The organism is Bradyrhizobium sp. RDI18, assembly GCF_043203335.1.
Taxonomy (GTDB): domain Bacteria; phylum Pseudomonadota; class Alphaproteobacteria; order Rhizobiales; family Xanthobacteraceae; genus Bradyrhizobium; species Bradyrhizobium retamae.
Genome location: NZ_JBICRN010000008.1, coordinates 1,362,877 through 1,384,618 on the forward strand (window position 1 = coordinate 1,362,877; position 21,742 = coordinate 1,384,618).

Annotated in this window: 17 protein-coding genes and 5 pseudogenes; 8 read left to right on the forward strand and 14 right to left on the reverse strand. The window is 63.2% G+C overall.

Annotation, left to right across the window (positions count from 1 at the left end; genetic code table 11):
* Positions 1-3: 3 nt before the first annotated feature.
* From glyA to ACFXS9_RS15465, 9 genes and pseudogenes are all read right to left on the reverse strand, one after another.
* Positions 4-1,313, reverse strand: a pseudogene (glyA, locus tag ACFXS9_RS15425) (serine hydroxymethyltransferase).
* A 315-nt stretch (positions 1,314-1,628) separates the two neighbouring features.
* Positions 1,629-2,264, reverse strand: coding sequence for a glutathione S-transferase family protein (locus ACFXS9_RS15430; protein ID WP_392690066.1), 636 nt, complete (start codon positions 2,262-2,264; stop codon positions 1,629-1,631).
* A 1,114-nt stretch (positions 2,265-3,378) separates the two neighbouring features.
* A complete protein-coding gene (locus tag ACFXS9_RS15435; RefSeq protein WP_392690068.1) occupies positions 3,379-3,969 on the reverse strand; it encodes a histidine phosphatase family protein in 591 nt (196 codons plus the stop codon).
* 15 nt (positions 3,970-3,984) lie between these two features.
* Positions 3,985-4,473: a hypothetical protein gene (locus ACFXS9_RS15440; RefSeq protein ID WP_392690070.1), complete on the reverse strand. Its 489-nt coding sequence runs from the start codon at positions 4,471-4,473 to the stop codon at positions 3,985-3,987.
* A gap of 4 nt (positions 4,474-4,477) precedes the next feature.
* Complete coding sequence (locus ACFXS9_RS15445) at positions 4,478-4,834, reverse strand: DUF6152 family protein (RefSeq protein WP_065747060.1); 357 nt, start codon at positions 4,832-4,834, stop codon at positions 4,478-4,480.
* A 118-nt stretch (positions 4,835-4,952) separates the two neighbouring features.
* Positions 4,953-5,174, reverse strand: a complete 222-nt coding sequence (locus ACFXS9_RS15450) for a hypothetical protein (RefSeq protein ID WP_065729053.1) — start codon at positions 5,172-5,174, stop codon at positions 4,953-4,955.
* A 32-nt stretch (positions 5,175-5,206) separates the two neighbouring features.
* Complete coding sequence (locus tag ACFXS9_RS15455; protein WP_392690072.1) at positions 5,207-5,431, reverse strand: hypothetical protein; 225 nt, start codon at positions 5,429-5,431, stop codon at positions 5,207-5,209.
* Between the two features lie 279 nt (positions 5,432-5,710).
* Positions 5,711-6,226, reverse strand: a complete 516-nt coding sequence (ldtR, locus tag ACFXS9_RS15460) for a transcriptional regulator LdtR (RefSeq protein WP_028345688.1) — start codon at positions 6,224-6,226, stop codon at positions 5,711-5,713.
* A 468-nt stretch (positions 6,227-6,694) separates the two neighbouring features.
* A pseudogene (locus tag ACFXS9_RS15465) lies at positions 6,695-7,166 on the reverse strand (DUF6163 family protein).
* Between the two features lie 211 nt (positions 7,167-7,377).
* Between ACFXS9_RS15465 and hemB the strand changes: the two are divergent.
* The 3 genes and pseudogenes from hemB to ACFXS9_RS15480 all read left to right on the forward strand — a co-directional run bounded on the left by hemB (position 7,378) and on the right by ACFXS9_RS15480 (position 10,213).
* Entirely contained in the window at positions 7,378-8,439 is a 1,062-nt protein-coding gene (gene hemB, locus ACFXS9_RS15470; protein WP_392690075.1) for a porphobilinogen synthase, read from the forward strand.
* 243 nt (positions 8,440-8,682) lie between these two features.
* A complete protein-coding gene (locus ACFXS9_RS15475; protein ID WP_392690077.1) occupies positions 8,683-9,252 on the forward strand; it encodes an RDD family protein in 570 nt (189 codons plus the stop codon).
* A 183-nt stretch (positions 9,253-9,435) separates the two neighbouring features.
* Positions 9,436-10,213: pseudogene (locus ACFXS9_RS15480) on the forward strand (arginyltransferase).
* A gap of 64 nt (positions 10,214-10,277) precedes the next feature.
* Here ACFXS9_RS15480 and ACFXS9_RS15485 read toward each other — a convergent pair.
* Positions 10,278-11,665: pseudogene (locus ACFXS9_RS15485) on the reverse strand (Nramp family divalent metal transporter).
* 258 nt (positions 11,666-11,923) lie between these two features.
* Between ACFXS9_RS15485 and ACFXS9_RS15490 the strand changes: the two are divergent.
* From ACFXS9_RS15490 to ACFXS9_RS15500, 3 genes and pseudogenes are all read left to right on the forward strand, one after another.
* Positions 11,924-13,954: a peroxidase family protein gene (locus ACFXS9_RS15490; RefSeq protein WP_392690079.1), complete on the forward strand. Its 2,031-nt coding sequence runs from the start codon at positions 11,924-11,926 to the stop codon at positions 13,952-13,954.
* 180 nt (positions 13,955-14,134) lie between these two features.
* Positions 14,135-15,378: pseudogene (locus ACFXS9_RS15495) on the forward strand (MFS transporter).
* 275 nt (positions 15,379-15,653) lie between these two features.
* Positions 15,654-16,868: a multidrug effflux MFS transporter gene (locus ACFXS9_RS15500; RefSeq protein ID WP_392690081.1), complete on the forward strand. Its 1,215-nt coding sequence runs from the start codon at positions 15,654-15,656 to the stop codon at positions 16,866-16,868.
* Here the strand turns inward: ACFXS9_RS15500 and ACFXS9_RS15505 are convergent.
* The 4 genes from ACFXS9_RS15505 to ACFXS9_RS15520 form a co-directional block, all read right to left on the reverse strand.
* Positions 16,865-18,124: an adenylate/guanylate cyclase domain-containing protein gene (locus tag ACFXS9_RS15505; protein WP_392690083.1), complete on the reverse strand. Its 1,260-nt coding sequence runs from the start codon at positions 18,122-18,124 to the stop codon at positions 16,865-16,867. The two genes, ACFXS9_RS15500 and ACFXS9_RS15505, sit on opposite strands and share 4 nt — an antisense overlap.
* 174 nt (positions 18,125-18,298) lie before the next feature.
* The gene (gene arsC, locus ACFXS9_RS15510) at positions 18,299-18,706 is read right to left on the reverse strand and encodes an arsenate reductase (glutaredoxin) (protein ID WP_392690085.1); all 408 of its coding nucleotides are present in this window, start codon (positions 18,704-18,706) and stop codon (positions 18,299-18,301) included.
* Positions 18,703-19,401, reverse strand: coding sequence for an aquaporin (locus tag ACFXS9_RS15515; RefSeq protein WP_392690090.1), 699 nt, complete (start codon positions 19,399-19,401; stop codon positions 18,703-18,705). Before ACFXS9_RS15515 ends, arsC begins: the two co-directional genes overlap by 4 nt.
* Before the next feature lie 61 nt (positions 19,402-19,462).
* On the reverse strand, positions 19,463-19,825 hold the full coding sequence (locus ACFXS9_RS15520; protein WP_392690092.1) for an ArsR/SmtB family transcription factor: 363 nt from the start codon (positions 19,823-19,825) through the stop codon (positions 19,463-19,465).
* Between the two features lie 125 nt (positions 19,826-19,950).
* Here ACFXS9_RS15520 and ACFXS9_RS15525 point away from each other — a divergent pair, with 125 nt between their 5' ends.
* Together ACFXS9_RS15525 and ACFXS9_RS15530 are read left to right on the forward strand one after the other, a co-directional pair.
* On the forward strand, positions 19,951-20,292 hold the full coding sequence (locus ACFXS9_RS15525) for an ArsR/SmtB family transcription factor (protein ID WP_392690094.1): 342 nt from the start codon (positions 19,951-19,953) through the stop codon (positions 20,290-20,292).
* 56 nt (positions 20,293-20,348) lie between these two features.
* A complete protein-coding gene (locus ACFXS9_RS15530; RefSeq protein ID WP_392690096.1) occupies positions 20,349-21,719 on the forward strand; it encodes an NAD(P)-binding domain-containing protein in 1,371 nt (456 codons plus the stop codon).
* Positions 21,720-21,742: the final 23 nt, after the last annotated feature.

The following is a 21,742-nucleotide window of genomic DNA, read 5'->3' on the forward strand; positions in this document are numbered from 1 at the left end:
CCTTTACTGATAGATCGGGAAGCGGTCGGTGAGCGCCTTCACGCGTTCCTTGATCGCGGCTTCCACCAGCGGCGCCTTGCCGTCTTCCGACTGCGCCAGCGCATTGAGCACCTCGGCGATCATGCCGCCGACCTGCTTGAATTCGGCAACGCCGAACCCGCGCGTGGTCGCTGCCGGCGTGCCGAGACGCAGGCCGGACGTGACGAACGGCTTTTCGGGATCGAAGGGAATGCCGTTTTTATTGCAGGTGATGGCGGCGCGCACCAGCGCCTTCTCCGAGACGTTGCCCTTCAACCCCTTCGGCCGCAGGTCGACCAGCATCAGATGGTTGTCGGTACCGCCGGAGACGATGTCGAGGCCGTGGCCGCGCAGCGTTTCCGCCAGCGCCTTGGCGTTCTCGACCACGTTCTTGGCGTAGACCTTGAAGTCCGGACGCAGCGCCTCTGCGAACGCCACCGCCTTGGCGGCGATGACATGCATCAGCGGACCGCCCTGCAGGCCCGGGAAGATCGCCGAATTCAGCTTCTTGGCGATCGCTTCGTCGTTGCACAGGATCAGGCCGCCGCGCGGCCGCGCAGCGATTTATGCGTCGTCGTCGTCGTGACGTGGGCATGCGGCACCGGCGAGGCATGGACGCCGCCAGCGACGAGGCCGGCGAAATGCGCCATGTCGACGAGGAGATAGGCGCCGACGCTGTCAGCGATCTCGCGGAAGCGCTTGAAGTCCCACGCGCGCGAATAGGCGGAGCCGCCGGCGATGATCAGCTTGGGGCGGACTTGCTCGGCCTGCTTGGCCACCTCGTCCATGTCGATGATCTGGTCGTCGCGCCGCACCGTGTAGTGCGAGGCCTTGAACCACTTGCCGGACATGTTGACCGGCGAGCCGTGGGTGAGATGGCCGCCGGCAGCGAGGTCGAGGCCCATGAACGTGTCGCCGGGCTGCATCAGCGCCAGAAACGCCGCCTGGTTCATCTGGCTGCCGGAGTTCGGCTGCACATTGGCGAACCCTGCGCCGAACAGCTTCTTGGCGCGCTCGATCGCCAGCGTCTCGGCGACGTCGACCCATTCGCAGCCGCCATAATAACGCGCGCCCGGATAGCCTTCCGCGTACTTGTTGGTCATCACCGAACCCTGCGCTTCCAGCACGGCCCGGCTGACGATGTTTTCCGAAGCGATCAGCTCGATCTCATGCCGCTGACGGCCGAGTTCGCCCTTGATCGCGGCAGCGATTTCCGGGTCGGCCTCGGCGAGCGTGGCCGTGAAGAACGAGTCGGGCGCGGAGGCGGTCTTGGCGCTGGTGGGCGAGGAGGTCATTGGGCGAAATATCTCCACCGCCGCAGGCCCTTAGGGGCGAAGCGGGCGGGTCTGGTGTGGCGGTCGAAAGAAACGCCTGCGAGATACCACATCGGCCGGAATTGGCCAAGCACTTGCGGTACAGGGCTGGTATTTATGCAAGATATGGTGGGAATGAAGGGCGCCCCCGTGTCCCGGACGCGGTGCAGCGCCTCTTGGCGGTGCACCGCAGGGCCGGGACCCAAGTTCCGCCCAGACGCGCCGGAAAGCGAGGTCCCGGGTCTGCAGGGTACCATTCGCTCCGCTCATGCTGCGCCGCCCCCGGGACACGAGCTCTCACGCAAACCGGTATGGCCCGCCCTTGGCGACCGAGCGCTGGAACGCCGGACGGGCGTGCATGCGCTCCAGCCAGGCGGCCAGGTTCCGATATGGCCCGAGCTTGTCGAACACTTTTGCCAGCTCGCCGACAAAACTCATCTGGATGTCGGCGCCGGTCAGCGACGCCCCGACGAAGAACTCCCGCCCGTTCAGCGCGCGGTCGATATAGCCGAGGTGGTTCGCCAGTTCGTTGTCGATGCGCGGATGCAGCGGCGCACCTGCCTCCTTCAGCCGGCCGACATAGAGGTTCAGCATCAACGGCAACATCGCCGAGCCTTCGGAATAGTGCAGCCACTCGTTGTAGGCCTCGTAGTCCGCGCCATCGGGCGCCGGCATCATCGCGGGCTTGTCTTTTCCCTGGCCGTAGCGGCGGATGATGTAATCGACGACGGCGCCGGATTCGGCGATGGTCATCTCGCCGTCAGTGATGACGGGTGATTTGCCGAGTGGATGAACCTCTTTCAACTCCGGCGGCGCCAGCCGCGTCTCGGCGTTGCGCTGATAACGCTTCAGCTCATAGGGCGTGTCGAGCTCCTCCAGCAGCCACAAAATTCGCTGCGAGCGGGAGTCGTTGAGATGATGAACCGTGAGCATGGGGCTTCCTCTAGTCTTGTTAGAGCGTGGCGGTTCACTTGCGACTGTCATTGCGAGCGCAGCGAAAGCAATCCTTCGCTCTGCGCGCAGGGTGGCAATGGATTGCTTCGCTGCGCTCGCAATGACGTGGAGATCGCGATGCGATACTCGACTGTCATCCCCGCGAAGTCGGGATCCAGTACGCCGCGGCTTCTCGGTTCTATCACTGGCGTCTCTGGAATACTGGATCGTCCGCCTTCGCGGACGACGACAGTTGAACACGACTTCGCGATCTCGCGACGCATTGCGCCCGAGGTTTGCCCTCAACTTCCCGCCCTCTCAGATAGAGGGCGCAGGGAAGACCGGGTGCGCGCCGCACCCGCGGTCTCGTGTGCAATTGCGCATAGCAAAAGCGCACACGAGCATACAGGTACAGCGGGAGCATCCCGGCCTTCCCTGCGCAATGGCTTTACGGCTTACTTCGTGCTCTTCCCGGAGAACGGCTCTTTTGCCTCCGTCGCCCTCGAGAAGCTTCGCTTCTTAAGGGCTTAACGCCAGCACCGCGGCGCCAGAACCACACGACTTCGCCGTACGCTTCCTGCGCCTACGTCTTGCGCATTCCGCGTCCATCGCATCTCACCGCACGTTCGTGACGATCGCGACCCGCCCCTCAATTGGGTGAGACGCACGGTATATGTGACTGATTTGGTCTACGACGAAAGCGGATAATTTTTGCGGGACCGGCTGGACACAACATCTAGCTGATTTGCCTGTTGGGCAGCGCGAGAGCTTTGCCGGGCACAGCGTGAACCGGATCACATGCCGCCGTTTCGACTGAGCTTATAACCGTCCGGGGCTGACGGATGGATTTCCAACATGGAAAGCTCACTCCCACCGAAAGAGCGTCAGGCCAATTCGCGACGCTGGCTGATAACGGCCTTCCTGATCTACGGTACGATGGTCGGCGGTCTTCTGGGATTTTTGTGATTTTCCCGAATGCCGCCAACGAAACAGAAGCCGAAAACGCTCGCACTGCAACGGCAACGAAACCGATGCGATACGAAGGCGTGATCGCCAACTGGAACCGCTATCGCACAAAGGACGCGCGGGCGGACGCACGGTAATTCGAATTGGCTCAATCGAGAACCAGGCGGCCGGCAGGCTCAGCGCGATCGCTTCCGCCTTTGACGACGACGATTTCGCCGCTGGCCGGCGAGACGCCGGTGAGCGCCGAAATATTCGCGCCGTGCGTCACAATGAGGAGGTTTCCGCGCGACGCCCATTTGGCGATGCGCTCACGGGCGCCCGCCGTTAGCGTCTCTCGTTGATCGCGCAGCACCACGACATTACCGAATGTCGCAACGGTCTCGACCGGCCCCAAGTTCAGCAATTTGGCGGTGTCGATGCATCGGCACCACGGCGAGCTCAGGATCGTTTCAAACGCAATCCCTTCCCGCTTGAGCCGCGCACCGATTTTCTCGGCGTCCGCCCGCCCCTTGGCGCTCAGGTTGCGCTGGGTGGCACAATCTTCAACGCGGAAACCGGGCGGATCGCCGAAGCCCCCCGGCGCATCGGTATGCCGCATCAGCGCGACGTGCCCCCCGGCGCGCAACGCCTTCCAGGCATTGGCGGCTTCGTCGGCGGTGGCGATCTCCGCCGAACTGAACAAACCGACGAGGAGCGCTAAGATGGCAAGACGAATGCAGGAAAGCCGAAGGCAGGACATGGCAAACCGGCCTTGCTAAAAATACGCAATCAGGCGTCCCGCGCAGATAACGCCGAGCCACAGCAGGATCGATAGCAGTGCAGTCACCTTGGCTGCGCCGGACGCCTTGTCGCCCCAGCGTTCAACATAGCGCCATGGAACGGCATGCGCGATCACGATGTTGATCAGCGCCGCACCGATCAGAAGCAGCTTGATCTGGAACGCGGGATTTTTCACGACATGCGAAGCATCGGCGCTGAACAGCAAAAAGCCCATGCTGATCGCGAGTAGAAAGCCTGCACGCGACACCGGCAACAGCAATTGCGCCATCGGTTGAATGGCAATCGCACGCCCGAGCCCCAGCAGCCTCAAGTCGAGCGCCAGGATCGATCCGACCAGGATGACGAAGCCGATGATGTGCAGAATCTCGACCGCAGGATAAAGCGCCGGCGAAGAGCGCATCACATGACCAAGCGCACTTTCCTGCAGGGCCAGGAATATCGATGCGGCCGGCTCGTGTTCCACTGCCCTACCGCAACTCGATACGCTTGCCGTCGAGCACGATATATTCGATCCGCGCCTCGTCCGGCTTGCTGGTGTGCGGATAGCCGAACACGGTGCAGGTCTTGCCGGGCGCGATCAGCTCGCGCGTTGCGCCACGCGCCTGCATGCGCGACGGCGGCGCCAGGACGAAGTGCCAGTGCTTGCCGTCGACCTCCATCTCGATCCCGCAATGCGGATTCTCGAAGGTCGATTTCAGGATCTTGCCGGTGACGGTGAACGATTTCGACGTATCGTAGCCGCCCCAGCCGTGATGTGCGATGGCGGAAGCCGGCACAAGGCCAGCCGCCAGCGACAGAAACAAACGACGCGTGAGTGAGGTCATGGCGAGCCTCCGTCGATCAAAGACGCAAATCTATGGCGGCGCGCGCGAGGCAGCAAGCCTTGCTTCGGAGGCGCCGGGTCTGCGCTCGCGTCAAGCCGCGGCGGCAAGGCGTCTTTCGTTACAATCCCGTATACCCCGCCTTCACTGGATCGTTGCTGCCATCGAGCTGGCGTAGATAGGTGAGCCCGCACACCGTCAGCCGGTGCGGATCCTTCTCGCCCGCCTCGACCAGCGTGGTGAGGTAGGCCGTGACCTTGGCGCGCGCCTCGTCGCTGGCAGCGGCGCTGCAGTTCAGAAGCAGGTCATAGGTCTGCATGATCCGTTCGATCGCGGCTTCCATGGATTCTCCTGAGTTGCGTGAGCGGGTGACCGTCAGGCCAATGCGCGTGCTTCGAACGTGGCGATCGCCCTATTGGCGAGCCTGAGCGTGTTGAATTCGCCGCGCCGGAACATCTTCACGATGATTGCGAGCAATCGCTCGTCGGTAACCAGGGTATCGGCAATGGCGCCGCTCTTGCGAAGGTAGTTTGAGGCGATCGCGTAAGCATCGCCCACCACCTCAAAATTCATGACCTGAATTCCGCGCTCGACCAGCATGCCCTCACCTGTTTTTGTGGCCGGGCCGATAATTCGCAGGCGCGAAGATGGTTCCATCGCGAGAACAAGATGGTTCCAATACAGGAAATCGCAATTTCTCTTTAGGAAACAGCGATAGCCGCCCGGAAATGCGGAGGATTTTCTCTCAAAAACAAAGCGCACCGGAGCCGGAAGACCGGCGCCGATGCGCTTTTTGGGCAGGCTTACTGCCGTGCCAGTTCATTTGTCCGCTTGTTGGCGGCCGGTCTTCTAGGTGGCCGGCTTGGCGCTTGCGAATTCTCAGAGCCGATACAGGATCTGGTCGGTCCAGAACCGCTCGAGGCGGTGCAGCGACTTGTTCAGCGTAGCGAACTCTTCATTCGAGATGCCGCCGACCTGCTCCACCGTCTTGACGTGCTTCTGGTAGAGCGCATCGACGATCTTGCGGATTTCCTGGCCCTGCGCGGTGAGGCGAATGCGGACCGAGCGACGATCGACGCGCGAGCGCTGATGATCGAGGAAGCCGAGCTCGACGAGCTTCTTGAGGTTATAGGAGACGTTGGAGCCGAGGTAATAGCCGCGCGTACGCAGCTCGCCCGCGGTCAGCTCCTTGTCGCCGATGTTATAGAGCAGCAATGCCTGCACCGAATTGATGTCGGCACGGCCGCGGCGATCGAATTCGTCCTTGATGACGTCGAGCAGCCGGCGGTGCAGCCGCTCGACCAAAGTCAACGCTTCCAGATAGAGCGGCTGCACCGGAGTTTGACCGGCAGAGCGTTCAGCGGTTTCCACCGCCGTTGCAACGGCTTTGATCATGACACTTCCCCTGTCGTCGTTTTTCGACTTATTTCGACGAAACTTCTGTCTCGCCTGATAGCTTCAACTTAAGGGGGCGGTTTGAAGATCCGCTTAAATAAGACAATAAAGAGATCATGAATTTAACAGAGTGAATTGTGGATTAAGCCCCATGGATCAAGGCTTTTTGCAACATTTCATTGACGCTGGAAGCCCCCTGTTCACGCTTCGTCTGCAAGCCTTGTCGCATTCGGAAACAGGTGCGTCTGAAATCGAAACGCTCGCGTAAGATGTGTGGTGGAACCCTTTACGGCCCTTAACGGTGACCAAATCGTTACAGGAAAACTTTTTGAAAATTGTACGGGATCGCGTCGCGGATTCTGCACGCGGATGGATTATGGCGGAAAACTGACAGAGTTGAAGGATGCTGCCGCGCTGCTCCCTCGCCCCGCTCTTCGCGGTGAGAGGGAGCGCATCAGCGCAAGCCCCCTACGGCGGGCGCTCGCGCGCGGCCATCCAGGCGAGCGCGAGATAGGCGGCCAGCATCACGGCTTCCAGCCCGACCACCGTCAGGCTGCCGCCGTAGATGCCTGGAAACATCAGCTCGATCACCGCCATCGACACCACCGTGGTGAGCCACACCACGGCGCCCCAAGGCGTCGCGAGCCACAGGCCGACGGCGCCGACGAGTTCGATGACGGCGAAATAGACGGTCGCGGTCTGCCAGGCCATCGACTGGTTTTCGAACGCCTCTTCCTCGCCGCCGATGAAGCCCGTGACCTGCGCCCAGTGGTACAGGCCCTTCATGATCGACACGACCGCCATGATGCGCAGGAACAGCACCAGCCGACGCGTCCACATTGTCGTCGGGCTCGATCCGCTCCGACGACATCGCCGCCATGGACATCGCATTGTCCCTGGCATTGTCCCGCCCCTGATCGCGCGCCGAAACGTCAGACATGGAAGCCGACCCGGAAGCTGATCTCGGGGCTGACCTCGCAACCGGGGCGCAATGCGTGCTGGAATCTCCTCATGGCCTGATGTCTTGGCCCGGCGGGACGGTAAAATCAATTGCTGATGAGATAGATCAAGGCTCGGTGACGGGGCAGCGGCAAGGTGCTAGAATTGGAACAAATCAAAACCTTCCCTCCGCCTCAAGGAGTACCGTTCACATGGCGATCAAGTTCGGGCGTCCGATCGAAATGCGCGACGCGCCGCCGCGGCAGACCGCCCTCGCCTCCACCCCGCTCGACCTTGCCATCCGTCCCCGCCGCAACCGCAAGGCGGAATGGGCGCGGCGGCTGGTGCGCGAAAACGTGCTGACCACGGACGATTTGATCTGGCCGATGTTCGTGGTCGACGGCCACAACACGCGCACGCCGGTGGCCTCGATGCCCGGCGTCGACCGCCTCACCGTCGATCAGGCGGTGCGCGACGCCGAGCGCGCGGCAAAACTGAACATCCCCTGCATCGCGCTGTTTCCCTATACCGAGCCGTCGCTCCGCGACGAGCACGGCTCCGAGGCGCTGAACCCGAACAATCTGGTCTGCCAGTCGGTGCGCGCGATCAAGAAGGAATTCCCCGAGATCGGCGTGCTGTGCGACGTCGCGCTCGATCCCTTCACCAGCCACGGCCATGACGGGCTGATCGAGGACGGCAGGATACTGAACGACGAGACGGTGGCGGTGCTGGTGAAACAGGCGCTGGTGCAGGCGGAAGCCGGCTGCGACGTCATCGCGCCATCAGACATGATGGACGGCCGCGTCGGCGCGATTCGCGCGGCGCTGGACGAGGCAGGATTTCTCGACGTGCAGATCATGTCCTATGCGGCGAAATACGCCTCCGCCTTCTACGGCCCGTTCCGCGACGCCATCGGCTCCGCCAAAACGCTGACCGGCGACAAGCGCACTTACCAGATGGACAGCGCCAATTCCGACGAAGCCCTGCGTGAGGTCGAGCTCGACATCGCCGAAGGCGCCGACATGGTGATGGTGAAGCCCGGCATGCCCTATCTCGACATCGTGCGGCGCGTGAAAGACACGTTTGCGATGCCGACCCTTGTCTACCAGGTATCCGGCGAATACGCGATGATCGCCGGAGCCGCGGCCAATGGCTGGATCGACGGCGACCGCGCGATGATGGAAAGCCTGCTCGGCTTCAAGCGCGCCGGCGCGGACGGGATCTTGACCTACTTTGCGCCGAAGGCCGCGGAGAAGTTGAAGGCGGAGCGCTAAGCCCCCGTCGTCCCTGCGAACGCAGGGACCCATACGCTGCGGCCTATCGATAGGATGATGGGGCTGATTGCCTTTGCTGTCATGTACGGCTGTGGTTGTGGGTCCCTGCGTTCGCAGGGACGACGTAATCATTGTCCCCAAGCCACCCGACAACATTGCGCGCTGTTAATGGTCGCAGGCCCTTGGCGAGCGCGCGGCCGGTTCCCATGTGTCGTCAGGGAATATCGGCCTGGAGGACGGACCATGTCTTATAGCGGCTCTGGCAATACTGGCGGCGGCGCTCAAAATGCTGGCGGCTGGCGGAATGACGGTGGCGTGCCGCCGCATGCGTTCGACCCCTATTCGCAGCCGGAACTGTTTCGCGGCGTGCTGACACGGCGGGTATTTGCGTTCCTGATCGACCTCGTCGTGCTGTCGGTGCCCGTCATCCTCGGCTACATCTTCATTGCCGTGTTCGGCTTGATCACGCTGGGGCTCGGCTGGATGCTGTTCTGGCTGGCGTGGCCTGCCACCATCGTGTGGGCGATCGTCTATTACGGGACTTCGATCGGCGGCCCGCATTCGGCGACGCTCGGCATGCGCGCGATGGATCTGGAGCTGCGCACCTGGTACGGCGAGCCGGGCTATTTCGTGCTCGGTGCCTGCCACGCCGTGCTGTACTGGGTCTCGATCTCATTCCTGACGCCGCTGGTGCTGCTGGTCGGCCTGTTCAACAGCCGCCGCCGGCTGCTGCACGACATCATCCTGGGAACCGTGATCATCAACAGTTCGGTTCGTACCCAGGTGGTTCCTTCGGCACGCAGCAGCTATTGAGCGAGCAGCAAACTATTTGACCGTCCGCCTTCGGGGCGCGATGTTAGAGCCGGTCGGGCCCAAGATGAAATCGGGGGCCGGGCCGGCGCTTTTTCGTTCCGATGCGTTTTCTTAACGGGAACCGGTGTTTACTGCGTTGGAAAGCGCTATGGTTGATTTGTTTCGGAGGCGTGACGACCCGACGTGACCCAACACTCGCGTGATACCCCCGCAATTCTACCTGACGGCGCCCTCGCCCTGCCCCTATCTGCCGGGCCGGCACGAGCGCAAGGTGTTCACGCATCTGGTCGGCGACAAGGCCGGCGACCTCAACGACCTCCTGACCCATGGCGGTTTCCGCCGCAGCCAGTCGATCGCTTACCGCCCGGCCTGCGACCAGTGCCGGGCCTGCGTCTCCGTGCGCGTCATCGCCAACGAATTCCGCCCCTCGCGCAACTTCAAGAAGGTCTTGGCGCGCAACGCCGACGTGGTCGGCGAACAGCGCAGCGCGGTGCCGACGTCGGAGCAATACTCCGTGTTCCGCGCCTACCTCGACAGGCGCCACCGCCACGGTGGCATGGCCGACATGACCGTACTCGACTACGCGATGATGGTGGAAGACAGCCATGTCGAGACCCGCATCATCGAATACCGCAAGCGCGGCGTCGACACCGGTATCACCGGCCGCGGCGAGGAGCTGGTCGCGGTGGCGCTGACGGATGTGCTCAGCGACGGGCTATCGATGGTGTACTCGTTTTTCGAGCCGTCGCAGCACAGCCGCTCGCTCGGCACCTTCATGATCCTCGACCACATCACCCGCGCGCGCCGGCTCGGGCTGCCTTACGTCTATCTCGGCTATTGGATCGAGGGCTCCAAGAAGATGGACTACAAGGGCCGCTTCCTGCCGCAGCAGCGACTGGCGCCGTCAGGCTGGCTGCGGGTGGAGGCGACGGGCGAAATGCTGTCCGAGCCGCAGGATTGAAACGAGCGAATAGTGAGTAGCGAATGGAATATCGCTTCCCTATTCCCTGCTCGCTATTCGCGCCTCAGCCGAAAAACGCCTCGAACAACAGCTTCACGTTCAGCGCCACGATGATTCCGGCGACGATCCACGCCACGACAGCGACTGCGCGCGGGATGACGAACTTGCCCATCTTGCGGCGGTCGGAAACGAACTTCACCAGCGGGATCACCGCGAACGGCAATTGCATGGACAGCACGACCTGGCTGAACACGAGGAGCTGGCCGGTGCCGCGCTCGCCATAGAGCGCGGTGACGATCACGACCGGAACGATGGCGATGCCGCGGGTGACGAGCCGCCGCGCCCAGTTCGGCAGCCGCAGGTTCAAAAGCCTTCCATCACGATCTGGCCGGCCAGCGTTGCGGTGACGGTCGAGTTCAGGCCGGAGGCGAGCAGCGCCACTGCAAACAGGGTCGAGGCAATGCCGAGTCCGAGCAGCGGCGACAGCAGTTCGTACGCCTGACCGATCTCAGCGACCTCGGTGCGGCCGGTGGCGTGGAAGGTGGAGGCGGCGACGATCAGGATCGCGGCGTTGATGAACAGCGCCAGCATCAAGGCGATGGTCGAATCCGTGGTCGCCCATCTGATCGCCTCGCGGCGGCCCTTGTCGTTGCGCTCATAGGCGCGGGTCTGCACGATCGAGGAGTGCAGATAGAGATTATGCGGCATCACGGTGGCGCCGATGATGCCGATGGCGATGTAGAGCATCTCCGGGTTGGTGACGATCTCGGGCGACGGCGTAAAGCCCTTCAGCACCGCTGCGATCGGCGGCGCGGCAGCCGCAATCTGGATGGTGAAGCAAATTGCGATCACGATCAAAAGCGAGATGACGAAGGCTTCGAGGAAGCGAAAACCCTTGTTCATCAGGAGGAGCAGCAGGAAGGCGTCGAGCGCCGTGATCAGAGCGCCCCAGATCAGGGGAATGCCGAACAGCAGGTTGAGCGCGATCGCGGTGCCGATCACCTCGGCAAGATCGCAGGCAATGATTGCCGCTTCGCAGACCACCCAGAGCAGGAAGTTCACGGGCCGCGAGAAGCTGGCGCGGCAGGCCTGCGCCAGGTCGCGGTCGGTGACGATGCCGAGCCGCGCGGCCAGCGCCTGCAACAGGATCGCCATCAGGTTCGACAGCAGGATGACCGCGAGCAGCGTGTAGCCGAACTTCGACCCGCCCGCGAGGTCGGTGGCCCAGTTGCCGGGGTCCATGTAACCGACTGAAACCAGATAGCCGGGGCCAAGGAAGGCCAGCAGCCGGCGCGACCAATGCCCGCCAAAGGGCACCAGGATCGTGGAATTGACCTCGGGCAAGCTCCGCCGGGCGTCGGCGGCGGCGTCAGCGCGCCAACCGGAGGCGGTCGTATCGGCCATCAGCAAACCCTTGGCTTCCGGGCCCAAATCGGGCGTGCGCGCGTCCATTCCAACAAGATGGCCGATCTTCGTTCTTATTGCAACTCACTTGCAACTGCATCTGGTGATCACGAAAATGATACCGCCGACGTCATGGTCGATCAGCAGCACGGCCATTCGCGGCGGGTCTTTTTCTGGAGTCCTTTCTCTCCTGTCAGTTGTCGGGAAGCGCGCGGCTGCGGGCGGCCCGCATTTCCTTATTGCAAATGCCTCTCATTCGTGACCCAATTGCAACTAATTCGCAATTGCAACTGAGGGAGCATCCGTATGCGTCAGTTCAGGCGGACTTGGGAAGCACACCAAGACAGAAACGATGATTTTCACTTCGGCGATTTTCTCGGCCATTTTCATGTGCCGCACCGACCGCACGGCTCGCATGGCCCGGGTGAGCACCATGGCCCACATGGCCCCCACGGCTCGCCGTGCTACCCGGATCCGAAGCCGGTAAAACTCGAGTACCGCAGCTTCGACGGTTCGCAGAACAATCAATCGGATTCCACCCTCAACGCTGCCGGCACTGAATTCGCGCGTATCGGCGAAGCGCATTTTGCCGACGGCATTTCCGTTCCGCTTGGCGGCAACAATCCCCGCACCATCAGCAATCTTGTGGTCGGCGCGGGCGACCCTGACGTTGCAAACCCGGAAGGCGTATCCGCTTTCATGTACGCCTGGGGTCAATTCATCGATCATGACATGACGCTGACCCGGACGGATGGCGTCAACGATATCAGCGTCGCGGTCCCCGCGGGCGATCCCGTGCTCCCCGCCGGCACCATCATTCCGATCACCCGCGCGATCATCGATCCCACGACCGGTGCGGGCACGTCCAATCCAGCGATGGCGCTCAATTCCAATACCGCCTGGCTGGACGCCTCGATGGTCTATGGATCGAGCGCCGCGACTGCCGCCAGCCTGCGCACCGCCGACGGTCACATGATAACGTCGCAGGGCAACAATCTGCCGATCGACAACGGCATGGTCGTGGCCGGCGACGTTCGCGCCGCAGAAAATCCGGCGCTCACCGCACTGCACACGCTGTTCGTGCGCGAACACAACTACTGGGTTGACAGACTGCACGCCGAGCATCCGAACTGGAGCGGCGACCAACTCTACAATCACGCGCGCGCTATCGTGACGGCGGAAATCGCCAACATCACCTATTCGGAATTCCTGCCCAACCTCCTCGGCAAGAATGCGCTGACGCCCTACGATGGCTATGACCCCAACGTCGATCCCCACCTGACGCTGGAATTCGTCGCCGCGGCGTTTCGCTTCGGGCATTCGATCGTATCGGGCGAAACCGAAGGCCTTGCGGAAAACGGCGAAGTCATCGCCGGCTCCGAGGAAGACCTGAAGGATGTATTTTTCCAGGCGGCGGCAAACTTCATTGACGATGGCGGCGCCGATGGACAATTGCGCCACCTGGCCGCCGATCCGTCACAGGCGCTCGACGCGCGTATCGTCGACGACCTGCGTAACTTCCTTTTCGATCCACCGGTGTCTCTCGATCTCGCCGCGATCAACATCCAGCGCGCGCGCGACCTTGGCCTCGGCACGCTCAACCAGACCCGTGAGGCACTCGGCCTCGAGCCCTACACGGATTTCAGCCAGATCACGAGCGACCCGGAGACGCTGGCCGGACTGAAAGCGGCTTACGGCAATGTCAACAACGTCGGCCTGTGGACCGGCGGCTTGTCGGAAAATCATGTCGCTGGCGCGCTTGTCGGCGAAACCTTTCAGGCCATCATTACGATGCAGTTCGAGGCGTTGCGCGACGGTGACCGGTTCTGGTTCGAGAATCAGGGATTCGATTCCAAGACGTTGTCCGAGATCAAAGGCACGACGCTGGCTGATATCATTCTGCGCAATACCGACACCAAGCATATCCAGGACGATGTCTTCGTCACCTATGCGCGCCACACCGGCCTTGCCGGCGGCGTGGAGTCCGAGGACCCCGAAGCCCGCCAGATCGTTATCGGCTCCGATGGCAACGACACGCTGATCGGCGGTCCGCAGGGCGATTATCTGTTCGCCGGAACCGGCAAGCAGACGATGACGGGGAATGACGGCGCGGACCGCTTCGTGTTTGATTTCGGATCCACCAAAGCTGAGATCACCGACTTCGATCCGGGCGTCGACATGCTGGTGTTTGAGAATGCCGGCCGTCTGGACTTTCGCGACGTGAGGATCTCGGGCAGCCACGGGAACACGGTGGTTCAAGTCGGCGACGACCGGATCGAACTGACCGACGTGCGGCCTCATGAACTCACGAAGCACGACTTCCTGTTCGACGTTTGACGCGAATTCTTCCGCAGGAAGAACGTGCCGGATAATGCCCTGGCCATAACGGAAGATGAATCGCCTCCACACGTTCGCGTGTGGAGGTTTTTTCGTGCGCAAAGCTTGTCGGGAAACGGGTGGGTTCGATCGTCCTGCAGTCAGACAATGAGGACAGATCAGATCTCAGGGAATTTCGCCATGTCCGCCCCCGACACGCCTCGCCTGCCCGCAACCTTCAACCGTCTGGCCTGGTCGAACCTCGCCGCGCAATCGGCCGAGCAGATCGCGCTGGCCGCAGCGCCCATCGTTGCGGTGCTGCTGCTTGGTGTTGGCGAAGGCCAGACCGGATTGTTGCAGACCGCGCTGACGCTGCCCTTCATCCTGTTTGCGATTCCCGCCGGTCTCCTTGCCGACCGCATCTCGCGGCGCTGGGTGATGGCGGCCTCCGAAGCGCTGCGGGCGGCCGCGCTTGCGGCGACGCTGCTGCTGATCTGGCTCGGCGCAATCACGCTGCCGCTGCTCTCGCTACTCGGCTTCGTCGCCGTATGCGGCACCGTGGCCTACAGCGTCGCCGCGCCCGCTTTGGTGCCATCGCTGGTCAATTCGGAGCAATTGCCCGCCGCAAACGCGCGCATCGAACTGGCGCGCACGGTCGCGTTCGCCAGTGGCCCCGCGCTCGGCGGCGTGCTGGTCGGATGGGTCGGGGCCGCGCCTGCCTTCGGCTTTGCCGCTGCATTGTCGGTGATGGCCGTCGTGTTGCTGTCGGGCATCTATGAACCGGCACGCGCCCCTGCCCCGCGCCGCCATCCCTTGCAGGAGATCAGGAAGGCGCCGCGTTCGTGTTGCATCACGCGCTGCTGCGGCCCGTGTTCATCACGCAGTTCATCTTCAATACGGCGTCGTTCCTGCTGCTGGCCGTGTTCGTGCCCTACGCCGTTCGCCATCTCGGCCTATCGGCCACCGGCGTCGGCGTAACGCTTGGCATGTACGGCGTCGGCATGGTGGCCGGCGCGCTCGCGGCCACACGGGTGATGCAGCGGCTGGCCTTCGGCACCGTGATCGGGCTCGGCCCGGTGACCGGTTTCGTCGCCGCCGCCGTGATGGCGCTGACGACGATCGTGCCGACGCCCTGGCTCGCCGGGCTGAGCTTCTTCCTGCTCGGCGCAGGTCCCATACTCTGGGTGATCTCGACCACGACGCTGCGGCAATCGGTGACGCCGCCCTCGCTGCTCGGGCGCGTATCCGCCATCAATATCATGAGCTACGGCGCCCGCCCGCTCGGCTCGGCGCTGGGGGCCATCGTCGGCGGGCTCTACGGCGCGGAAGCCTGCCTCTATCTGGCAGCCGCGATCTTCGCGGCGCAAGCGCTGGTGATCCTGCTGTCGCCGGTGGTCTCGCTGGCACGGCAGCCGGACATGGTGGGCGAGCCGGCGGGGTGCTAGCCGTCTGGCCGAAACCGTCATTTGCGAGGAGCAAAGCAACGACCCTTCTCCGCTTGCTGCGCGAGCTTCGCAGGGCCGGGAGTCCGCCGAAGCGCTTTGACGCGAAGGCGGAAGCAACCCATTCTTTCTTTTCGCGGCACGATGGATTGCTTCGCTGCGCCTCGCAATGACGGACAAACAGATGCTTTTGTTCCAAAATGTCCTTGGAGCCCATTGGTGCTTTCCCATCCCGCTTTATATGATATACGTAATCTCATACAGAAGCGGGAACCCTCATGGCCGACCAGACTGCAGCAATCGACACCGGCCCTCGTTCGGAAGCTTCTTCCACTGTCCTGCAGATTGCTGTCCTGGCAGGCCTCGCCGCCACGGGAACACTCGCCACCAACATCCTGCTACCGTCGCTGCCGCAGATAGCGGCGTCGCTCAACGTCACGAGCGCGGCGGTCACCGCAGCGATCACGGTCTTCCTCGCGGTGTTCGCGATCGGCCAGCTCGTGGTCGGGCCGATCTCGGACCGCTATGGCCGCCGTTGGCCGGTCTTGGCCGGATTTGCAATCTTCTTCGCCGGCAGCGTCTGGTGCGGCCTCGCCAATGATTTGCCAAGCCTGCTGATTGGCCGTGTCATCCAGGCGGCCGGCGCCTGCGCCACCTCGGTGCTGTCCCGCGCCATTGCCCGCGACCTGTTTTCCGGTCCCGCCCTGGGCCGCGCGATGGCGCTGATCATGATCGCAATGGCGGCAGCGCCGGGCTTTTCGCCGCTGCTCGGTGGTGCGCTCGACCACACGTTCGGCTGGCGCTCCGAATTCGCATTCCTCGCGGCTTTCGCCGGGCTCGGCGCCCTCACCTACGGCATGGTGTTTGGCGAGACCCACCTCGCAACACGCACCCAGCTCGATCCGCAGGCGATCGCAAAGACCTACCTCGACCTGCTCCGCGACCGCCGCTTCGTGGTGCCGGCGGCAACCGTCAGCCTGATCCTGGGCGCGCTGTTCTCGATTTTCTCGGCGGCGCCGCGCGTCCTGATCGAAGCGATGCATTTTACGCCGATTCAACTCGGCCTGTTCTTTGCGGGCACGGTGCTGATCGTGTTCGCCGCCGGCATGCTCGCGACCCGGCTGGCGCCACGTTATGGGCTCGATCGTTCGATCCGGGGCGGACTGTTCGCCGCCGCGGCCGGCAGCCTCGCGATGCTGCTGGTCTCGCTATACGCCCCCTCCTTCCTGCCGTTTCTTGCGGCCATGAGCGTATTCCTGCTCGGTATGGGCATCGTCAGCCCGTTAGGCACGGCGCAGGCGCTGTCCCCGTTCGGCGACAAAGCGGGCGCGGCATCAGCGCTCATCGGCTTCTCGCAGATGATGACGGCCGCAATCGGCGTCTGGCTCGCGGCGACGATTTCCCACGATGCGCTGTTCGCGCTTGGCGTCGTGCTGGTGGTGTTTTCGTTGGTGGCCGTGGCGCTTTACACACGGCGAGCGAGACCAAATTAGGAGGCCAGATACCGCTCGTACTTCCCCGCGACCACCTCGTCCCCGGCAATGTCCGGATCGAGCGTGTAAAGATCCTGCGCGCGGCCGATGCCGCGCAGTGCGTAGCGGCCGGTGGAGACCAGGTAGTTTCGCCCCGCGGCATCGAGACCTCCGCGGAACGCCGACGACATCAGCAATTCGCGGTCGACCGAGCGGCACATCGAGGCGATGCGGCTGACCTCGTTGACGGCAGGCCCCACCACCGTGAAGTCGAGCCGGTCGTCGCTGCCGATATTGCCGTAAAAGACCTCGCCGACATGCAGGCCGACATGGGCTGACGTGACCGGCCGGTTCTCGGCCGTGCGGCGGGCGTTCAGCGTTCTCATGTTGCGGCGGAAGCGATGTTCGGCGCCCAGCGCGGCGCGGTTTGCCTTCGCCATGTTCTCATGGGTGAACATCGCCAGCACGCCGTCGCCGATCAGCTTCAGCACCTCGCCGCCGGCGTCGTGAATGGCGTCGATCGAGGCCTGCGCATAATCGTTGAGGAACGGGATGATCTCGCCGGGGTCGATGCTCTCGCTGATCGCCGTCGAGCCGCGCAGGTCCGAGAACCACAGCACCGTGTTGATCCGCTCGGTGACGCCGCGCGTGATGCGGCCGCGCAGCACCTGCTCGGCGGTGTCGCGACCGAGATAGACCCGGCCCAGCGTCTTGGTGATGTCAGCCTGCGCCGCGGATTTGATCGCCAGCCCCAGCACCGGCACGAGGTCGCGGAGCGCCGCGAGCCCCTGCGCGCCAAACCCCTCGTCGCGCCGTGTCACCCAATAGGAATAGACGCAGTCCATTTGTCCCATGGTGCCGGCCTCGCCGAACTGGTGCACATAGGCGACCAGATGCTTGTGGCCTTTCTCGGCGAGCTCGCCCATGAATTTGAAGTTGTGGGACGTGCGATTTGCGAGGTCGAGCGGCAGCTCTTCATGGCCGTTTTGGAGCATGTAGTAGAAGATCGAACTGCGCCATGCCTCCGCGGCTTCGCCCTCGTTGGTCGAGCCATACTCGAACACGTCACTTTCGTTGGTCTCGGCGTCGTTCCAGCGAAAGCCGCGGCCCTCGAAAATCGGGTGCAGCGTGTCGATGAAGACCATGCCGCGCGACAGGCCAAGCCCCTCGGCACAGCAGCGTTCGCAGAAACCGCGGATCAGGTCGTTCTGAGGCAGGCCGGTGAGGCCCTGGCCGACCAGCCAGTTCATCAGGCGCAGACGGGGCGTGAGTTCCATGCTTGCTATTATGCCGCGCAATCGTGACGTGTGGAAGTGTGGCGGCTTGCGTTCCCCGGATGCTGCGCAGCGCGCCGCGTTAGCGGCACGGTGCGCTGCTAATCCGGGGTTAGGCATAGGTCCCGGTTCTGCGGCGCGTCACTGCGTGCCGCACCGCGTCCGGGACACGCCTGCTCATGGCTTGGTGCGTATGACCGCCTCGCCCTCTTCCTTGATGAAGGACTGCACGGGATTATCGAGCAAATCGAGCACCAGCTCCGATGGCCGGCACAGCCGGACGCCCTTTGGCGTCGCCACGATCGGCCGGTTGATCAGGATCGGATGTTTCAGCATGAGATCGATCAGCTCGTCGTCGCTCCATTTCGGGTCGGCCAGGCCAAGCTCGGCATAGGGCGTGCCTTTTTCGCGCAGCAGCTCGCGCGGCGAAATTCCGAGCGCGGCAATCAGTTCGACCAACCGGCCGCGGCTCGGCGGCGTCTTCAGGTACTCGATCACCGCGGGCTCTTCGCCGCTCTGCCGGATCATCGCGAGCGTGTTGCGCGAGGTGCCGCAGGCGGGATTGTGGTAGATCGTGACGTTCATGGTTGCGCCTCTTTCAACACTGCGTGCGCCTTGTCGCTTTCACGAAGCAGCCAGCCCATGAAGACCAACGCGATGATGGCGCCGCAGGTTTCCGCCGCGATGAAGCCCGGAAGATCTGTGGGGCGAATGCCCGAAAACGTGTTGGTCAGCGAGCGCGCAATGGCGACGGCGGGATTGGCGAACGACGTCGACGCCGTGAACCAGTAGGCCGCCGTGATGTAGAGGCCGACCAGCCACGGCACCGCGGCGCGGTTGAACTTGATACCGGCGAGGATAGTCGCAACCAGGCCGAATGCGGCAACGGCTTCGGCGAGCCATTGCGCGCCGCCGGTCCGCATTTTCAGCGAGGCATCGAGCAGCGGCAGCGCGAACATCGCATGCGCCAGCATGGTTCCGGCAATCCCACCCGCGATTTGCGCAGCGACGTAGAGCAGCGCCTCGCGCGGCGTCAGCTCGCGCCTGAGCGCAAAAACCAACGACACCGCCGGATTGAAATGGGCCCCGGAAATGGGACCGAGAATGGTGATGAGGACGACCAGGATGGCACCGGTTGGCAACGTATTGCCGAGCAACGCGAGTGCGACGTCCTTGGTCAAAGTCTCGGCCATGATCCCGGAGCCGACTACGGTAGCGACCAACAATGCGGTTCCGAGCGCTTCGGCAGCGAGCCGGCGGGGCAGATCGAATTCGGACATCAGCTCACCTTCTCATGGCCGCTGTTTTCCGGTGCACAGGAAGAGTACATTGTAGATGCGTTCAGACATGCGCTTTCCTCCTCGGCTTCGGGGTGCAGCAAGGCGTGAGGTCTTCGATCAATGGACCGCAGATTTCGGGCCGCCCGTCGCAACAATCCCTGAGCATGAACAGCACGACGCACTGAAAGGCCTTCAGATCGGCGCGGTAAACGATCGAGCGGCTGAAGCGGCGCGCTGTCACCAGCCCCGCACGCGACAAGATCGCCAGATGCGACGACATGGTGTTTTGCGGCACGGCGAGCGCCTTGGCGATGTCACCTGCAGGCAATCCCTCCGGCTCGTGTTTCGCCAATAGCCGAAACACGTCGAGCCGGGTCGATTGCGCCAGCGCGGCCAGCGCCAAAATGGCCTGTTCAGATTCCATATATCCAGACTTATCGATATATCGGGGCGTGTCAACTTTTACTGTTGCCACTGTAGGCGGCCCGCTATTTCGATAATTCTGGAAATACCGTTGACGAGCCATGATATCCGTGTGATCGTGCAGTCATGAAACTCAATGACGCCGCCGCCCATCTGGAAGCGCTGGGCAATCCGACCCGGCTCAAGATCTATCGTGCGCTGATCCGCGCCGGCGGCGCCGGACTTGCCGTCGGCCGCCTGCAGGAGAAACTGAAAATCGCGCCCTCGACCCTCTCCCACCATATCAAGGCGCTGGTGGTGGTCGGCCTCGTCACCCAGGTGCGCGATGCGACCACGCTGATCTGCCACGCCAACTACGAGGTGATGCGGGAGCTGGTGGGTTTTTTGGTCGCCGAATGCTGCACGGAAAGCGCCGAAACCGCCGACGCCAAGATCAAAGCCGAGACCAATGCCAAGACCGCGGCTTAGCGCGTTGCGCTTTTTCGAAGCGTATTTCGATATTTCTAGTTTTATGGGAGAATACCATGAGTGAAACCAGGACTGTCGCGATCATCGGAGCCGGGCCGGTCGGCCTTGCCGCCGCCGCCCATGTGCTGGAGCGCGGGCTGCAGCCGATCGTGCTGGAGGTCGGCGACAAGGTCGGGCACGCCATGCGGCAGTGGGGCCACGTGCAACTGTTCTCACCCTGGGAATACAATGTCGACAAGGCGGCGGCGCGGCTGCTGGCGGCAACGGGATGGAATTCTCCCGAACCGGATCAGTATCCGACCGGCATGGAGATGGTGGAGCGCTATCTCGAACCGCTCGCGACCCACTCGGCGCTCAGGCCTCATATCCAGACCTCGAGCCGCGTCACCGCGATCAGCCGGGCCGGCTTTGACAAGATGAAGACCAAGGGCCGCGAAAAGGCGCCCTTCGAAATTCGCTACCAGAACGGACAAGGTCCGAAAGTCGTCAAGGCCGACGCGATCATCGACGCCTCAGGCACCTGGCATTCGCCGAACCCTGCAGGCGCCAACGGCCTGTCCGCCATCGGCGAGGCTGATACCTCCGACAAGATCGCCTATGGGATGCCCGACGTCTTGGGCAATGAACGCGCGCGCTATGCCGGCAAGACCGTCGCGGTGCTGGGCGCGGGACATTCGGCGATCGGCACGCTGATCGATCTGGCGAAGCTTGCGGACCAGGCGCCGGGCACCCGGCCGATCTGGCTGCTGCGCGGCAGCGATCCGGCCAAGGCTTTCGGCGGCGGCGCGAACGACAAGCTTGTGGCTCGCGGTGAACTGGGCGCGGCCTTTGCCGCGCTGGTGACTGCAGGCCGCATCAAGGTCGAAAGCCAATTTCGCGTTTCGCATCTCGTAGCCGACGGCCCGCGCCTCGTCGTCGGCGCCCTGTCCGCCTGCAGCGCCCGGCAGGCCGTGGTCGATGAACTGATCGTCGCGACGGGTTTCCGCCCCGATCTCGATTTCGTGCGCGAGTTGCGCATCCGGCTCGATCCTGCGATCGAATGTCCGGTTGCGCTGGCGCCGCTGATCGATCCGAACGAGCATAGCTGCGGCACGGTGCGGCCGCACGGCGCCCGCGAACTGGCGCAGGACGAGCCGGGCTTCTATTTCGCCGGCATGAAAGCTTACGGCCGCGCGCCGACCTTCCTGATGCTCACCGGGTACGAACAGGTGCGCTCGATAGCGGCCGACATCGCCGGCGACCGAGCTGCCGCAGAGCGGGTCGAACTGGTGCTGCCCGAGACCGGCGTCTGCAGCCGCTCGCTTGCACCTGCTGCCAGCAATTGCTGTGGCGGCCCCGCAATATCGGATGTTGACGCATGTTGCGTCGCGGATGAAAAAGCAAAGCAACAAGGCAAATCGGGATGTGGTTGCGCGTCCTCGGCATGAGGAGTGGATAGAATTTCGCTGGA

Excerpts from the sequence above, each read along its gene's own strand:
- ACFXS9_RS15430 (WP_392690066.1), bottom strand. The coding sequence starts at position 2,264 with ATGCTCACGGTTCATCATCTCAACGACTCCCGCTCGCAGCGAATTTTG.
- ACFXS9_RS15450 (WP_065729053.1), bottom strand. The coding sequence starts at position 5,174 with ATGGAAGCCGCGATCGAACGGATCATGCAGACCTATGACCTGCTTCTG.
- ACFXS9_RS15500 (WP_392690081.1), top strand. The coding sequence starts at position 15,654 with ATGGCCGACCAGACTGCAGCAATCGACACCGGCCCTCGTTCGGAAGCT.
- ACFXS9_RS15445 (WP_065747060.1), bottom strand. The coding sequence starts at position 4,834 with ATGACCTCACTCACGCGTCGTTTGTTTCTGTCGCTGGCGGCTGGCCTT.
- ACFXS9_RS15520 (WP_392690092.1), bottom strand. The coding sequence starts at position 19,825 with ATGGAATCTGAACAGGCCATTTTGGCGCTGGCCGCGCTGGCGCAATCG.
- ldtR (WP_028345688.1), bottom strand. The coding sequence starts at position 6,226 with ATGATCAAAGCCGTTGCAACGGCGGTGGAAACCGCTGAACGCTCTGCC.
- ACFXS9_RS15505 (WP_392690083.1), bottom strand. The coding sequence starts at position 18,124 with ATGGAACTCACGCCCCGTCTGCGCCTGATGAACTGGCTGGTCGGCCAG.
- ACFXS9_RS15525 (WP_392690094.1), top strand. The coding sequence starts at position 19,951 with ATGAAACTCAATGACGCCGCCGCCCATCTGGAAGCGCTGGGCAATCCG.
- ACFXS9_RS15490 (WP_392690079.1), top strand. The coding sequence starts at position 11,924 with ATGCGTCAGTTCAGGCGGACTTGGGAAGCACACCAAGACAGAAACGAT.
- arsC (WP_392690085.1), bottom strand. The coding sequence starts at position 18,706 with ATGAACGTCACGATCTACCACAATCCCGCCTGCGGCACCTCGCGCAAC.
- ACFXS9_RS15435 (WP_392690068.1), bottom strand. The coding sequence starts at position 3,969 with ATGTCCTGCCTTCGGCTTTCCTGCATTCGTCTTGCCATCTTAGCGCTC.
- ACFXS9_RS15530 (WP_392690096.1), top strand. The coding sequence starts at position 20,349 with ATGAGTGAAACCAGGACTGTCGCGATCATCGGAGCCGGGCCGGTCGGC.
- ACFXS9_RS15475 (WP_392690077.1), top strand. The coding sequence starts at position 8,683 with ATGTCTTATAGCGGCTCTGGCAATACTGGCGGCGGCGCTCAAAATGCT.
- ACFXS9_RS15455 (WP_392690072.1), bottom strand. The coding sequence starts at position 5,431 with ATGCTGGTCGAGCGCGGAATTCAGGTCATGAATTTTGAGGTGGTGGGC.
- ACFXS9_RS15515 (WP_392690090.1), bottom strand. The coding sequence starts at position 19,401 with ATGTCCGAATTCGATCTGCCCCGCCGGCTCGCTGCCGAAGCGCTCGGA.
- hemB (WP_392690075.1), top strand. The coding sequence starts at position 7,378 with ATGGCGATCAAGTTCGGGCGTCCGATCGAAATGCGCGACGCGCCGCCG.